Origin of the sequence: Paraburkholderia phenoliruptrix (genome assembly GCF_047325075.1) — a bacterium.
Taxonomy (GTDB): domain Bacteria; phylum Pseudomonadota; class Gammaproteobacteria; order Burkholderiales; family Burkholderiaceae; genus Paraburkholderia; species Paraburkholderia phenoliruptrix.
This window is the reverse complement of the sequence record NZ_CP168531.1, coordinates 1,084,497-1,098,070: the sequence shown is the minus strand read 5'-3', so window position 1 is coordinate 1,098,070 and position 13,574 is coordinate 1,084,497. Positions and strand designations below refer to the sequence as shown.

At 65.4% G+C, this 13,574-nt stretch carries 13 protein-coding genes; 4 read left to right on the top strand and 9 right to left on the bottom strand.

The genetic code is table 11. From position 1 onward, the window contains the following. The first annotated feature begins 109 nt into the window (after positions 1–109). Together ACEN8U_RS17110 and ACEN8U_RS17105 are read left to right on the top strand one after the other, a co-directional pair. On the top strand, positions 110–1,069 hold the full coding sequence (locus tag ACEN8U_RS17110; RefSeq protein ID WP_015003662.1) for a sterol desaturase family protein: 960 nt from the start codon (positions 110–112) through the stop codon (positions 1,067–1,069). A 94-nt stretch (positions 1,070–1,163) separates the two neighbouring features. Beyond that, on the top strand, positions 1,164–2,414 hold the full coding sequence (locus tag ACEN8U_RS17105; protein ID WP_013589510.1) for an SGNH/GDSL hydrolase family protein: 1,251 nt from the start codon (positions 1,164–1,166) through the stop codon (positions 2,412–2,414). Positions 2,415–2,537: 123 nt separating this feature from the next. Here the strand turns inward: ACEN8U_RS17105 and ACEN8U_RS17100 are convergent, their stop codons facing one another. The 6 genes from ACEN8U_RS17100 to pyk all read right to left on the bottom strand — a co-directional run bounded on the left by ACEN8U_RS17100 (position 2,538) and on the right by pyk (position 9,294). Next, entirely contained in the window at positions 2,538–3,620 is a 1,083-nt protein-coding gene (locus ACEN8U_RS17100) for an L-threonylcarbamoyladenylate synthase (protein WP_015003663.1), read from the bottom strand. A gap of 10 nt (positions 3,621–3,630) precedes the next feature. Beyond that, positions 3,631–4,827: a 5-(carboxyamino)imidazole ribonucleotide synthase gene (locus tag ACEN8U_RS17095; protein WP_013589512.1), complete on the bottom strand. Its 1,197-nt coding sequence runs from the start codon at positions 4,825–4,827 to the stop codon at positions 3,631–3,633. 102 nt (positions 4,828–4,929) lie between these two features. Beyond that, positions 4,930–5,448, bottom strand: a complete 519-nt coding sequence (gene purE, locus ACEN8U_RS17090) for a 5-(carboxyamino)imidazole ribonucleotide mutase (protein ID WP_013340392.1) — start codon at positions 5,446–5,448, stop codon at positions 4,930–4,932. A 64-nt stretch (positions 5,449–5,512) separates the two neighbouring features. Next, positions 5,513–6,403, bottom strand: coding sequence for a phosphoribosylaminoimidazolesuccinocarboxamide synthase (locus ACEN8U_RS17085; RefSeq protein WP_013589514.1), 891 nt, complete (start codon positions 6,401–6,403; stop codon positions 5,513–5,515). Positions 6,404–6,571: 168 nt separating this feature from the next. Next, positions 6,572–7,636, bottom strand: coding sequence for a class II fructose-bisphosphate aldolase (gene fba / locus ACEN8U_RS17080; protein ID WP_013340394.1), 1,065 nt, complete (start codon positions 7,634–7,636; stop codon positions 6,572–6,574). 221 nt (positions 7,637–7,857) lie between these two features. Further along, positions 7,858–9,294: a pyruvate kinase gene (gene pyk / locus ACEN8U_RS17075; protein ID WP_013589516.1), complete on the bottom strand. Its 1,437-nt coding sequence runs from the start codon at positions 9,292–9,294 to the stop codon at positions 7,858–7,860. 127 nt (positions 9,295–9,421) lie between these two features. Between pyk and ACEN8U_RS17070 the strand changes: the two genes are divergently transcribed. Further along, positions 9,422–9,757 (top strand): hypothetical protein, encoded by a 336-nt coding sequence (locus ACEN8U_RS17070; RefSeq protein WP_041745742.1) that lies wholly within the window; start codon positions 9,422–9,424, stop codon positions 9,755–9,757. Between the two features lie 45 nt (positions 9,758–9,802). Here the strand turns inward: ACEN8U_RS17070 and ACEN8U_RS17065 are convergent, their stop codons facing one another. The 3 genes from ACEN8U_RS17065 to ACEN8U_RS17055 form a co-directional block, all read right to left on the bottom strand. Next, complete coding sequence (locus ACEN8U_RS17065; protein WP_015003666.1) at positions 9,803–10,996, bottom strand: phosphoglycerate kinase; 1,194 nt, start codon at positions 10,994–10,996, stop codon at positions 9,803–9,805. 266 nt (positions 10,997–11,262) lie between these two features. Beyond that, complete coding sequence (locus ACEN8U_RS17060; protein WP_041745746.1) at positions 11,263–11,586, bottom strand: AzlD domain-containing protein; 324 nt, start codon at positions 11,584–11,586, stop codon at positions 11,263–11,265. Further along, positions 11,583–12,329: an AzlC family ABC transporter permease gene (locus tag ACEN8U_RS17055; RefSeq protein ID WP_015003668.1), complete on the bottom strand. Its 747-nt coding sequence runs from the start codon at positions 12,327–12,329 to the stop codon at positions 11,583–11,585. Before ACEN8U_RS17055 ends, ACEN8U_RS17060 begins: the two co-directional genes overlap by 4 nt. A gap of 289 nt (positions 12,330–12,618) precedes the next feature. On the opposite strand from ACEN8U_RS17055, the gene ACEN8U_RS17050 reads away from it, so the two are divergent. After that, the gene (locus tag ACEN8U_RS17050) at positions 12,619–13,542 is read left to right on the top strand and encodes a branched-chain amino acid transaminase (RefSeq protein ID WP_041746384.1); all 924 of its coding nucleotides are present in this window, start codon (positions 12,619–12,621) and stop codon (positions 13,540–13,542) included. The last annotated feature ends 32 nt before the right edge of the window (positions 13,543–13,574 follow it).

Here is a 13,574-nt window from a genome sequence, read left to right as displayed (position 1 = left end):
ACGCTGTCGGGCAGTGTTCGGGACGCGCGGCGCGCCCGAACCATAACAACAACACGACAGAACACCGCGGCATGTCACGCGGCGGCAAGGGACCACGGAGGAAGACACCATGCAATTCGACGCCGAATTGCTGCTGCTCGCCATGGCGCCAGTCTTTCTCGCATGTATCGGCTGGGAGGCGTGGCACCTGCGGCGAACGCGCCCCGGCGCGGCGCTCTACAGCTGGCGCGACACGCTCTGCAACGCGGCGCTCGCGCTGATGCAGCAAGCCGCCGAGAAGCTCGCGTGGCTTGCTGTCATCCCCGTTTATGCGTTTTTCTACGACCACTACCGCGTGCATACCTGGCACGCGGGTTGGCTCTCGTTTGCCGTGCTGTTCGTCGCCCAAGATCTGCTCTACTACGCGTTTCACCGATGCAGCCATCGCGTGCGCTGGCTGTGGGCCGCGCATGTCGTGCATCACTCGTCGGAGCGCATGAACTTCTCCACCGCCTTCAGGCAAAGCCTGATGTATCCGGTTGCCGGCATGTGGGTCTTCTGGATTCCGCTTGCCGTGCTCGGCTTCCCGCCGAAGCAGATTGTCGCGATCGTGTTGATCAATCTCGGCTTCCAGTTTTTCGTGCACACGCAGGCTATCGGCCGATTCAACGGCAAGTTAGGCTGGATCGAATATGTGTTCAACACGCCGTCCATTCACCGCGTGCACCACGCGCGCAACGACCGCTACATCGACCGTAACTATGCCGGCGTGCTCGTGATCTGGGATCGCCTGTTTGGCAGCTACGTCGACGAAGACCCGCGCGAGCCGCCCGTCTACGGCATCGTCGAACCGCTTCACACGTTTAACCCGCTGAAGGCGACGTTTCACGAATGGGCGTCGATGGCGCACGACGTCGCGAGTGCGCGAGGCATGCGCGACAAACTGCGCGCGCTGTTTGCGCCGCCCGCGTGGGCCGCCGATTATCATGCGCGGAGCATGGCCGGTGCGACAAGCGCCGCGCCTGCACGGACAACCCATAACAACAGCAACAACGACATGGCTGCGTTTTCAGCAAGACGCAGACCGTAGAAGATTCTGTAAGCTGTCGTCACGCCGCCGACTCGGCGGACGCGGCCTGCAATACATGGCGCAAGGGCCAAACATACGAGGAGATGTAGCCAACATGAATCAAACAGCATCGAGGAAACAGCATTGGTTGCGCGTCACGCAAATCGCCGTAGCAAGCGCCGCGTTTGCGCTCGTCGCCGCTTGCGGCGGTGGCGGCGGCAGTGACAACACCTCCAGCAGCACGCCGGCAGGCGGCGTCAAATTGCAGGTGGTGTCGTTCGGCGACAGTCTGTCGGACGTCGGCACCTATGCGCCGGTCATCCAGTCGAGTTTCGGCGGCGGCCGCTTCACGACCAACCCCGGCGAAGTGTGGACACAGAAGGTCGCCGAGTATTACGGCGACACGCTGAAGCCGGCCTACCTCGGCGGCTTCGGTCAGCCGCTCGTCGCGGCAGGTGGCCTCGGTTATGCGCAGGGCGGCTCGGACGTCGTCAATGCGCAAGGCAAAGGCTGGGCGCCGAACAACATGGCGGCCACGACCGTGCCGATCGTGACGCAGGTGGCCAACTACCTGAGCGCGCACACGAGCTTCAATTCGAACCAGCTCGTGCTGGTGAACGGCGGCGCGAACGACATCTTCCAGTTCGCGGAAAACACCGCGAATCTGACGGCACTCGCCACCGCGCTGCAGACGCAATATCCGCTGCTCGTGCAGGCGGGCACGCTGCCGAACTCGCAGGCCGGGCAGGTTGCGTTTATCGTCGGTTATCTGTCGCAACTGCCCAATCCGCAGGTCGCGCAGGCCGCGAGCCAGCTCGCCGCGCAAGTGAAGACCATCGTCAACTCGGGGGCGACGCACGTGGTGGTGTCGACGGTGCCCGACATCGGCAATACGCCGCTCGGCGTCGCGGCCAACGCGAGCACGCCCGGCTCGGCCGCGCTGCTGACGGGAATCGCCGCCGCGTACAACTACATGTTCGTGCAGAACCTCACGGCGCTCGGCGTGCTCGGCACGGGCAAGGTGATCGTGGTCGACGCGTTCACCTGGCAGGATCAGCAGTTGCCGAACTACAAGGCGCTCGGCTTCACGGTATCGAACACCGGCACGGCCTGCAACCTGGCCGCGATGCAGAGCAACGCCACCGCTTACGCCCGCGCCAATCCGAGCGCGACCAATGGCCTGACGCCGGAGCAGTACGGCGCCCAGTTCGGCTCGTCGCTGTTCTGCTCGCCGCAGACCTACACGGTGGCCGGCGCCGACCAGACCTACATGTTCGCGGACACCGTCCACCCGAGCACGCACATGCACGCGCTGTTTGCACAGTTCGTGCAACAGCAGATCGCGGCGACGGGTCTCGGCAAATAAGCTGAAGTCGGCCGCATGGTCGTTTGTCTGGGAGAAGTGAAAAACGCCTGGCTTACCTACAGCCAGGCGTTTTTTATTGGGCGAGGTTCTCAGACGCTCGCGGCGAAAGAAAGAAGTCTTAACTCACACGTGGCTTTGCGCCTCGAACGCCGCCGCGGCGCGGCCAAGCCGGTCGTTCACGGCGATCCATTCGATGGTATCCGGCAGCTTCTCAATCAGAATGCGCGCGACGTTGGCGCGATCCAGCGCGCGCAGCAAGCCGTACAACTCGCGTGCATAGACATGCGGATCTTCCGGCGCGGCGATGAAATACACACCCTCGGCGTCCGCCCACTGCCCTGCCCGCGAGGCCCGCGCGACGAGCGCGACGCGCTCGCCGGCTGCGCGCGCGGCGAGCAACGGCTCGAGTGCAGGGAACGGCAGCAGCGCGAGCGGCGTGCGCGGCGCGTAATGTGCCTTCAGCGTGCCAGAAGCGCGCGGCGCGGTCGCGTCGGAGCCGTCGGGCAGGCGCGGCGCTTCGCCGAGCACGTCGGCGATCTCTTGCGGCGTGACGCGACCCGGCCTCAGTAACGCGGGAAACCCGCGCGACAAATCCAGAATAGTCGACTCGATCCCGACGTCCGACGCGCCGCCGTCGAGCACATGAATCGCGCTGCCGAATTCGTCGCGCACGTGCTGCGCGGTGGTCGGGCTGACGTGCCCAAAACGATTCGCCGACGGCGCCGCCACGCCGCCATGCCCGCTGCGCAAGGCGCTGAACGCCTCGAGCAGCGCTTGCGCCACCGGGTGCGACGGACAGCGCAAGCCGACGGAATCCTGACCGCCGCTGACCGCCGCGGGAATGCGCGCGGCACGCTTGAGAATGAGCGTCAGCGGTCCGGGCCAGAAGGCGTCGATCAGACGCTGTGCCTCTTGCGGCAAATGCTCGACCCAATAGTTCGGATCGCCCTGCGGGGCCAGATGCACGATCACCGGATGGTTCGCCGGCCGCCCTTTCGCCGCGTAGATGCGCGCGACGGCGTCGGGGTTTTCGGCGTCGCCGCCGAGGCCATAGACCGTCTCGGTCGGAAACGCGACAAGACCGCCCGCGTCGAGCAGCGCCGCGGCATGCGCGATCTGCTCGGCGCTCACCGGCAGCGCAGTCACGCCGGCTTGCAGAGGCACGCCAGCCGCGCCGGCCTGAACGGGTTTCTGTTGATCGGGCATGGCGCGCGCGTCAGCTCGTGGCGATATGCAGAAGCCGCGCGCAGTCGCGCGCCGCCGTGCGGGCTTCTTCGAGCGTCGCGGCCGTGAAGTTCACGTGGCCCATCTTGCGGCCGCAACGCGCCTCTTCCTTGCCGTACAGATGCAGGCGCGCGGCCGGCATCGCCGCCACCTCGTGCCACGGCGGCGTCACCGACGCGCCCTTCGGCCCGTCGGGAAACCACACGTCGCCGAGAATGTTCAGCATGACGGCCGGCGAATGCTGACGCGTGTCGCCGAGCGGCATGCCGGTCATCGCGCGGACCTGCTGTTCGAACTGGCTCGTCGCGCACGCGTCGACCGTGTAGTGGCCCGAGTTATGCGGACGCGGCGCCATTTCATTCGCCACCAGCGAGCCGTCTTCGAGAATGAAGAACTCGACGCACAGCACCCCCACATAGCCAAGCTTGTCGGCGATTTGCAGCGCGGCCTGCTGCGCCTGCTCGACGAGCGTCGCGCTCGCGTCCGGCGCCGGCACGATGGTGTGCGCAAGCACGCCGTCGCGGTGCGTGTTCTGCGCGAGCGGATAGACAACCGACGCGCCGCTCGACGCGCGCGCGATCAGCGCGGACACTTCGAACTTGAGCGGCAGGCGCTTTTCGAGCACGCACGGCACGCCGCCGAGCGACGCGTGCGCCTCGCGCACTTCCTCGGCATTGCGCACGCGGATCTGGCCCTTGCCGTCGTAACCCATGCGCGCCGTTTTCAGAATGCCGGGCAGCACCGCTTCGAGCGCGGCATCGTCGAGCGCGGCGAGCGCGTCCGACGATTCGATCACGACATGCGGCGCGACCGTCACGCCCGACGACGCGATAAAGCGCTTTTCGGCAATGCGGTCCTGAGCCACGGCGACGCAGCGGCCCGCCGGGCTCACGAAGGTCGTCTTCGCGAGAAAATCGAGGCTCGCGGCCGGGACATTCTCGAATTCCGTCGACACGGCCGCGCACAGTCGCGCGAGTTCGGTCAGCGACGCTTCGTCGTCGTAGGCGGCGCGCAGATGGCGGTCCGCGACCGCGCCCGCCGGGCTGCTTTCGTCCGGGTCGAGCACGGCAACGCGGTAGCCCATTGCCTGTGCGGCAAAGCAGAACATGCGGCCGAGCTGGCCGCCACCGACCATGCCAAGCCATGCGCCGGGCAGAATCGGTGAAACCGGTGTGTTGTCTGGGTTCATCTTGGTGGTCGGTCGCGGCCCGGCGTGCCTGCAGTTGCGCAGAGGCAAGCGCCTGGCCGGTAGGTCAGACAGGGAACGTCCTGCAAAAAATCACTCTGGCGCTCACAGCGCCGGCAACACCATTGCGTGAGCCGCTTCGTTCTGGCGCACGCGGAAGGCGGCGAGCTTGTCCGCGTATTCCGCGCTCGTGCCGCTCAGGATCGACACCGCGAAGAGCGCCGCATTCGCCGCGCCTGCCTCGCCGATCGCAAACGTGGCGACGGGCACGCCCTTCGGCATCTGCACGATCGAATGCAGCGAGTCGACGCCCTTCAGGTACTTGCTCGCCACCGGCACGCCGAGCACCGGCACCGTGGTCTTGGCGGCCAGCATGCCCGGCAGATGCGCCGCGCCGCCCGCGCCGGCGATGATTGCGCGGATGCCGCGCTCGCGCGCGCTTTCAGCATAGGCGAACATTTCGTCCGGCATGCGGTGGGCAGAGACGACCCTGGCTTCGTACGGCACGCCGAATTCCTGCAGAATCGCCACGGCGTTTTTCATGACTTCCCAGTCGGAGCTGGAGCCCATCAGCACGCCGACAACCGGCGCGCCATGCGTATGGGCGGTTTGTGCTTCACTCATCTTGCGGCTTCCTGTTTGCGGCTTGTGTTGCGGCTGCTGCTTGCGCTTCCGTTCGCGGATCCGGTCAGGCGAGCTTGTGTCCGGTCAGACGTTCGAGCGCTTCCTGATACTTTTCGCCCGTCTTCTGCACGACCTCGTCCGGCAGCTTCGGCGCGGGCGGTTCTTTCGCCCAGTCCTGCGTTTCCAGCCAGTCGCGCACGAACTGCTTGTCGAACGACGGCGGATTGGTGCCCACCTGATACTGGTCGGCCGGCCAGAAACGCGACGAGTCGGCGGTGAGCGCCTCGTCCATCAGGTACAGCTTGCCGTGGTTGTCGAGACCGAACTCGAACTTCGTATCCGCGATGATGATGCCGCGCGTGGCCGCGTAGTCCGCGGCTTCCTTATACAGGCGAATCGAGATGTCGCGGATCGTGGCCGACAGCTCGGTGCCGATGCGGCGCTCCATCTCGTCGTAGGTGATGTTTTCGTCGTGATGGCCCATTTCGGCCTTGGCGGCCGGCGTGAAAATCGGCTCGGGCAGCTTCTGCGCATTCTGCAGGCCCGGCGGCAACTGCACGCCGCACACCGAACCGGTGGCCTGATAGTCCTTCCAGCCGCTACCGGCCAGATAGCCACGCACCACGGCTTCGACCAGAATCGGCTCGAGGCGCTTGACCACGACCGCGCGGCCTTTGACCTGCTCGACTTCGTCGGCGGCCACCACGGATTCCGGCGCGACGCCCGTCAGGTGGTTCGGCACCACGTGCTGAAGCTTCTCGAACCAGAAGTTCGCCATTTCGTTGAGCACGCGCCCCTTATTCGGAATCGGCTCGCCCATGATGACGTCGAACGCCGACAGACGGTCGGTCGTGACGATCAGCAGCTGGTCGTTGCCCACCGCATAGTTGTCGCGGACTTTTCCGCGGCCGAGCAGCGGCAGCGAGCGGAGCGTGGATTCGTAGAGGGTAGACATCGTCGTGGTTCGCTAAAAGTGAGGCAAAAAAGTGTGACCGGAACAAAAGGGAAACGCCGTTCCCCGGATGATGCGGGAACGGCGATCTAACGACAACCTGGCCGGACGGCCAGGTGCGGAGCCACGCGGTGACTCACGTACCGCTTATCAAACGTCCGACGCGGACGCTCAGCGGACGACCTGCGCGAGCTCGCCCGACTTGTACTTCTCCGCGATTTTATCAAGCGAAACCGGCTTGATCTTGCCTGCCTGGCCTTCGCAGCCGAATTGCGTGTAGCGCTCGATACAGATCTTCATCGCCGCTTCGCGCGCCGGCTTCAGGTAGTCGCGCGGGTCGAACTTCGACGGATTCGTCGCCATATAGCGGCGGATGGCGCCGGTGATCGCGAGACGCAGGTCGGTGTCGATATTGACCTTGCGCACGCCGTGCTTGATGCCTTCCTGAATTTCCTCGACGGGCACGCCGTAGGTTTCCTTCATGTCGCCGCCGAATTCGCGGATTTCCGCGAGCAATTCTTGCGGCACCGACGACGAGCCGTGCATCACCAGGTGCGTGTTCGGAATGCGCTGGTGAATCTCCTTGATGCGCTGGATCGACAGAATGTCGCCCGTCGGCTTCTTGCTGAACTTGTAGGCGCCGTGCGAGGTGCCGATCGCGATGGCGAGCGCGTCGCATTGCGTGAGCTTGACGAAGTCGGCGGCCTGTTCCGGGTCGGTCAGCAGTTGCTCGCGGGTCATGGTGCCTTCCGCGCCGTGGCCGTCTTCCTTGTCGCCCTTCATGGTTTCCAGCGAGCCGAGCACGCCCAGTTCCGCTTCCACCGTGACGCCGATCGAGTGCGCGGCTTCCACCACCTTGCGCGACACCTCGACGTTGTACTCGTACGATGCGACCGTCTTGCCGTCGGCTTCGAGCGAGCCGTCCATCATCACGCTGGTGAAACCGCTGCGGATCGCCGCCATGCAAACCGCCGGCGACTGCCCGTGATCCTGATGCATCACGACCGGAATATGCGGGTACGACTCGACTGCGGCTTCAATCAGGTGACGCAGGAACGCTTCGCCCGCGTACTTACGCGCGCCGGCCGATGCCTGCATGATGACCGGCGCGTTGACCTTGTCGGCCGCGGCCATGATGGCCTGCACCTGCTCCAGGTTGTTCACGTTGAATGCGGGGAGGCCATAGCCGTTTTCAGCGGCGTGGTCCAGCAGTTGACGCATTGATACGAGAGGCATGCTGTAACTCCTTAGATTGAAACGAATTCTTGTGCCGCCGGCATCTTTTGGGCGATTTTATCGCGAAGCAAACCGCGTACCTACGGGCACCGCCGCGCACGCGGGGAGACGGCTTCATGCCCCGCGCGCCGACCGCCGCTGCGTCGCCCAAAGCGACGCGTCGCGCGGCACGGCAGTCTGCTTCGCTCATTCAGCCTGTGCCGGTCGAGCAATACCGCCGATCAATACGGCTCGCCGACCCGTACGATCTTCAGCGTATTCGTGCCGCCGGCCTGCCCCATCGGCTCGCCGACGGTCAGCACGACCATGTCGCCGCGCGATGCGTAACCCTTGCTGACCACTGTCTCCAACGCCTGTTGCAACGCCGTGTCGCGGTCGGTGTTGGTGTCCAGATGCAGCGAGGTCACGTTGCGGTACAGCGCCATGGCCCGTTCGCTGCCGACGCGCGGCGTGAGCGCGAAAATCGGCACGTGCGTCCAGTGACGCGACATCCACAGCGCGGTCGAGCCGGATTCCGTCAACGCCACGATCGCCTTCGCGCCCAGGTGATAGGCGGTGAAAAGCGCGCCCATCGCGATGGACTGGTCGATGCGCGTAAACGTGCGGTCGAGGAAATCCTTGTCCAGCTCCGACTGCTCCGACTTCTCGGCTTCCACGCAGATCGCCGCCATGGTCTCGATGGTCTGTACCGGGTACTTGCCCGCCGCCGATTCCGCGGACAGCATGACCGCGTCCGTGCCGTCGAGCACCGCGTTGGCGACGTCCGACACTTCGGCGCGCGTCGGCACCGGCGCGTAGATCATCGACTCCATCATCTGGGTCGCGGTGATCACAAACTTGTTCGACTCGCGCGCCATACGAATCATGCGCTTTTGCAGCGCCGGGACTGCGGCATTGCCCACTTCCACGGCGAGATCGCCGCGCGCGACCATGATGCCGTCCGACGCGTCCAGAATGCCTTGCAGCGCCGGAATGGCTTCCGCGCGCTCGATTTTGGCGATCATCTTCGGCTTGATGCCGTACGGCGCGCCGGCGATGTTCGCCAGTTGGCGCGCCATTTCCATGTCGGTCGCGTTCTTCGGGAACGATACCGCGACGAAATCCACACCGAGCGCCATCGCCGTGCGGATGTCTTCCATGTCCTTCGCGGTCAGCGCAGGCGCAGACAGGCCGCCGCCCTGGCGGTTGATACCCTTGTTGTTAGACAGGTCGCCGCCGATCTTCACGATCGTATGGATTTCGTTGCCGATCACGCGCTGCACATTCAGCACGATGAGGCCGTCGTTGAGCAGCAGCACGTCGCCCGGCTTCAGGTCGCGCGGCAGGTCCTTGTAGTCGAGGCCGGCGCGCTCCTGGTTGCCGAGCTCGCAGTCGGCGTCGAGGATGAACGGCTCACCCGAGGTGAGCGTGACCTTGCCGTTTTCGAATTTGCCGACCCGGATCTTCGGGCCCTGCAGGTCCGCCATGATGGCGACCTCGCGGCCCGCCTGGCGCGCCGCCTCGCGCACGAATTCGGCGCGCTGGCGGTGATCGTCCGCCGTGCCGTGGGAGAAATTGAGCCGCACCACGTCGGCGCCTGCCTGAATCATTTGCAGCAGGATTTCCGGCGTGCTGGAAGCCGGTCCGATGGTGGCGACAATCTTGGTGGCGCGATGCATGAGTCTCCTCGTCTGGATGGGATCGCTGGGAAAAGCGCTGCGAGTCGGATGCGGAGGCTGCGCACCGAAAGAAGGTGCCTGGGGCTGCGCGCCGGTTGAAACCAGCGTCGCTTTATGGGGTGATGCGGTGTTCGACACCAGCGCGCGGAGCGCCGGCGGGGGTGCGGACACGACTTCGGCGTCCGGGAGTTCCGTGCCCGGCGCGGCGGATTCGTCAGCTGCAAGGCTGGACGATTTCGCTACGCCGGTCGCGGTGGTCGACTCCACGGGCGCTTCGGTCGGCCCGGATTCTTCTGACTGGCTGGCCGCCGGCCCGGCTTCGCCGGCAGCGGCAAGCGTGGTGGCCAGCGCGGCGGCAACCGTGCTGGCCAGTTCGGACTCTCGTGCCGCCGTCGCGGCGTCGGAGCGCGCGCTGCGCTCCCCTGCCGTGGCTGCCGCGGTGTCACGCGGCTTGCCGCGCTGAGCGTTCGCTTTTGCAGACTTCGCCGATGGGGAGCGCGCCGCCACGTTAAGCCCGCGATTCCAGAACTTCGACCGCCGGCAGCTTCTTGCCCTCGAGGAACTCGAGGAAGGCGCCGCCGCCCGTCGAGATATAGCTGACCTTGTCGTGGATGCCGTACTTGGCAATCGCCGCGAGCGTGTCGCCGCCGCCTGCAATCGAAAACGCCGACGACCTCGCAATCGCGTCGGCCAGCGTCTTCGTGCCGTTGCCGAACTGGTCGAATTCGAACACGCCGACGGGGCCGTTCCACACGATGGTGCCGGCTTTTTCCAGCTGCGCGGCGAGCGTCTTCGCGGTTTCCGGCCCGATGTCGAGAATCATGTCGTCGTCCTCCACATCGGCGACGGCCTTGATTTCGGCCTTGGCGGTCGGCGAAAACTCCTTGGCCGTGACCACGTCCGTCGGGATCGGCACGGAGGCGCCGCGCGCCTTCGCTGCGTCGATAATGGCTTTCGCCTCGCTCACGAGGTCGGCTTCGGCGAGCGACTTGCCGATCTTCAGGCCCGCGGCCAGCATGAACGTATTGGCAATGCCGCCGCCGACGATCAGCTGATCCACCTTCTCGGCGAGCGACTTCAGAATGGTCAGTTTGGTCGACACCTTCGAACCCGCGACGATCGCCACGAGCGGACGCTTCGGCGCGCCGAGCGCCTTGCCGAGCGCCTCGAGCTCGGCGGCGAGCAGCGGGCCCGCGCACGCCACGGGCGCATATTTCGCTATGCCGTGCGTGGTCGCTTCAGCGCGATGCGCGGTGCCGAATGCGTCGTTCACATAGATGTCGCAGAGCTTCGCCATTTTCTGCGCGAGCTCGTCCGAATCCTTCTTTTCGCCCTTGTTCACGCGGCAGTTTTCCAGCAGCACGACCTGGCCCGGCGCGACGTTCACGCCGTTTTCCACCCAGTTCGCGACGAGCGGCACGTCGCGGCCGAGCAGTTCGGCGAACCGCTTCGCGACCGGCGCGAGCGAGTCTTCCGGCTTGAAATCGCCTTCGGTCGGGCGGCCCAGGTGCGAGGTGACCATCACGGCGGCGCCTGCGTCGAGCGCGGCCTTCACGGCCGGCACGGACGCGCGGATGCGGGTGTCTTCGGTAATGTTGCCTTGATCGTCCTGCGGCACGTTCAGGTCGGCGCGGATGAACACCCGTTTGCCGGACAGCTTGCCTTCGGCGATCAGATCGGAGAGACGCAATACCTTGTTCATGGGCGTTTGTGTGCGAGTTGATGGGAAGGCGGTGGCGGACGGCGCACACGGCTTTGCGCCCAGCGAACCCAAGCGCGTCGGCACGGCGGCTCCACGATGCGGGAGCGCGGCGACAAGCCCGCGGCGCAGGCGCCAGGCATCGGCGCGGTCATCCCGGAAAGCGGCATTTTAACTGATCCCCACTGCCTTCTGACCCGCGCGGGCGGAATCTCCCGTATTCGAGTACCGGGCCGCCATGACGCAATGCAGCACGCCCAGCCCGCGAATTACATGACGAGCCGCAAGAACGTGAACACGACCATTCCGACGACGATGGTGCCGAGCATGGTGCGGCGCCACAAAAACCAGCCGAGGCCTGCGAGTGCGGCATAGAACTCGTGGTTGGACGGCGCGAACGACAGGCCCTCGGGCGTGCCAAGCACGTCCGGCAACACGACGGCGGCCAGCGCCGCGGCGGGCGCGTAGCGCAGCATGCGCTGCACGCGCGCCGGCAAAACCATGCGCTCGCCGCCGATCAGAAACATCGCCCGCGTTACAGCCGTGACCAAGGTCATGCCGAGAATGGTCAGCCAGACTTCCACGGATGTCATTGCGAATCTCCCGCGCTGTTTCGGATGCGGCGCAAATCGGCGCGCTCGGCAATCAGATCGGCCGCGCTGCCGGCGATGATCGCGGCGATCACCGCGAGCGGCAGCCCGAGCCGGTACGGGAGGTCGAACGCGAGCAGCGCGACGATGCCCGCGATGCACACCGCCACGAGCGTGGAACGCGTTGCGATCGCCGCGACCATGATGGGCAGCAGCGCCAGCGTGCCGGCGAGCGCGAGCCCCCAGGTGTCCGGAATCAGGCTCGCGAGCAGGATGCCCGCAATCGACGCCACCTGCCACGACAGCCAGCTGGCCACCGCCATGCCCCAGAAATACGCCTCCTTGCCCGGCACATAGCCGTTCGCGAAGTTTTTCTTCAGAAACAGCAGATAGATCACGTCGCCGTTGAAATAGCCGAGCAGCACGCGCCGCCACATCGACAGATAGGAAAAATGAGGCGCGAGGCCGACGCTGAAGATCACGAAACGCGTATTGACCATGGCGGCCGTCAGCAGCACCGTCCAGATGGGCAGCTTGGCGGCGAGAAGCGGCAGCACCGCCAGTTGCGACGAACCGGCGTAGCACAGGAGCGACATGGCGAGCGCCTGCGGCAGCGTGAGCACCGACTTGCTCATGGCGATGCCGGTGACGAGGCCCCACGAGCAGATCGCCATGAGCGTGGGCGAATAGTCGCGCGCGCCCTCACGGAAGGCGCGGCGATCGATATCGGACAGACGAGCGAGCATGAGGCGAAAAGCGCGGGCGCGGATGGCCGCGATGAGGGAAATTGGGGGAAATCGGCGCCAGCGCGTCAAGGAGCCGCTGGCGCAGCCGGATGCGAATTATGCGTGTGCCGAATTATAGCGCCCGGCATGCGTCCAAATGCCCGTTTGATGTGCAAAAGACGCTAAAATAACGCTCTTCGCTGCACCCCATCGGAAATTTCGGGCGCGTCCCGGCTTTCCGGGCCGTCGGGCGCCCCGTGCGCCGCCGGGCTTGGGGTCTCACACCAACACGCACCTGCTGGAGAACCGTATGTCAATGGCCGACCGCGACGGCAAGATCTGGATGGATGGCAAGCTGATCGACTGGCGCGATGCCAAGATCCATGTGCTGACCCACACGCTGCACTACGGCATGGGTGTTTTCGAAGGCGTGCGCGCCTACAAGACGGCCGACGGCGGCACCGCGATTTTCCGTTTGCAGGAACACACCAAGCGTCTCCTGAACTCGGCCAAGATTTTCCAGATGGACGTGCCGTTCGACCACGAAACGCTCGCGGCCGCGCAGCGCGAAGTGGTCCGCGAAAACAAGCTCGAATCGTGCTATCTGCGGCCCATCATCTGGGTGGGTTCCGAAAAGCTCGGCGTGTCGGCCAAGGGCAACACCATCCACGTGGCCATCGCGGCGTGGCCGTGGGGCGCTTACCTCGGCGAAGACGGCATCGCCCGGGGCATCCGCGTGAAAACGTCGTCGTTCACGCGGCATCACGTGAATGTGTCCATGGTCCGCGCGAAGGCGTCCGGCTGGTATGTGAACTCGATTCTCGCCAATCAGGAAGCCGTCGCGGACGGCTACGACGAAGCGCTGCTGCTCGACGTGGACGGCTACGTGTCGGAAGGCTCGGGCGAGAACTTCTTCCTCGTGAACAACGGCAAGCTGTACACGCCCGACCTGTCGTCGTGCCTCGACGGCATTACGCGCGACACGGTCATCACGCTCGCACGCGACATGGGCATCCCGGTGATCGAAAAGCGCATTACCCGCGACGAGGTCTATACCGGCGACGAGGCGTTCTTCACCGGCACCGCCGCCGAAGTCACGCCGATCCGCGAGCTGGACAACCGCACGATCGGCTCGGGCACCCGCGGTCCGATCACGGAGAAGCTGCAATCGGCGTTCTTCGACATCGTGAACGGCAAGAGCGAAAAATACGCGCACTGGCTGACCAGGATCTAACGCGCATTGGCCGCGCGCCGGGCTGCCGGGGC

Coding starts and splice junctions, on each gene's coding strand:
- ACEN8U_RS17110 (WP_015003662.1), top strand. CDS start 110: ATGCAATTCGACGCCGAATTGCTGCTGCTCGCCATGGCGCCAGTCTTT.
- ACEN8U_RS17105 (WP_013589510.1), top strand. CDS start 1,164: ATGAATCAAACAGCATCGAGGAAACAGCATTGGTTGCGCGTCACGCAA.
- ACEN8U_RS17100 (WP_015003663.1), bottom strand. CDS start 3,620: ATGCCCGATCAACAGAAACCCGTTCAGGCCGGCGCGGCTGGCGTGCCT.
- ACEN8U_RS17095 (WP_013589512.1), bottom strand. CDS start 4,827: ATGAACCCAGACAACACACCGGTTTCACCGATTCTGCCCGGCGCATGG.
- purE (WP_013340392.1), bottom strand. CDS start 5,448: ATGAGTGAAGCACAAACCGCCCATACGCATGGCGCGCCGGTTGTCGGC.
- ACEN8U_RS17085 (WP_013589514.1), bottom strand. CDS start 6,403: ATGTCTACCCTCTACGAATCCACGCTCCGCTCGCTGCCGCTGCTCGGC.
- fba (WP_013340394.1), bottom strand. CDS start 7,636: ATGCCTCTCGTATCAATGCGTCAACTGCTGGACCACGCCGCTGAAAAC.
- pyk (WP_013589516.1), bottom strand. CDS start 9,294: ATGCATCGCGCCACCAAGATTGTCGCCACCATCGGACCGGCTTCCAGC.
- ACEN8U_RS17065 (WP_015003666.1), bottom strand. CDS start 10,996: ATGAACAAGGTATTGCGTCTCTCCGATCTGATCGCCGAAGGCAAGCTG.
- ACEN8U_RS17060 (WP_041745746.1), bottom strand. CDS start 11,586: ATGACATCCGTGGAAGTCTGGCTGACCATTCTCGGCATGACCTTGGTC.
- ACEN8U_RS17055 (WP_015003668.1), bottom strand. CDS start 12,329: ATGCTCGCTCGTCTGTCCGATATCGATCGCCGCGCCTTCCGTGAGGGC.
- ACEN8U_RS17050 (WP_041746384.1), top strand. CDS start 12,619: ATGTCAATGGCCGACCGCGACGGCAAGATCTGGATGGATGGCAAGCTG.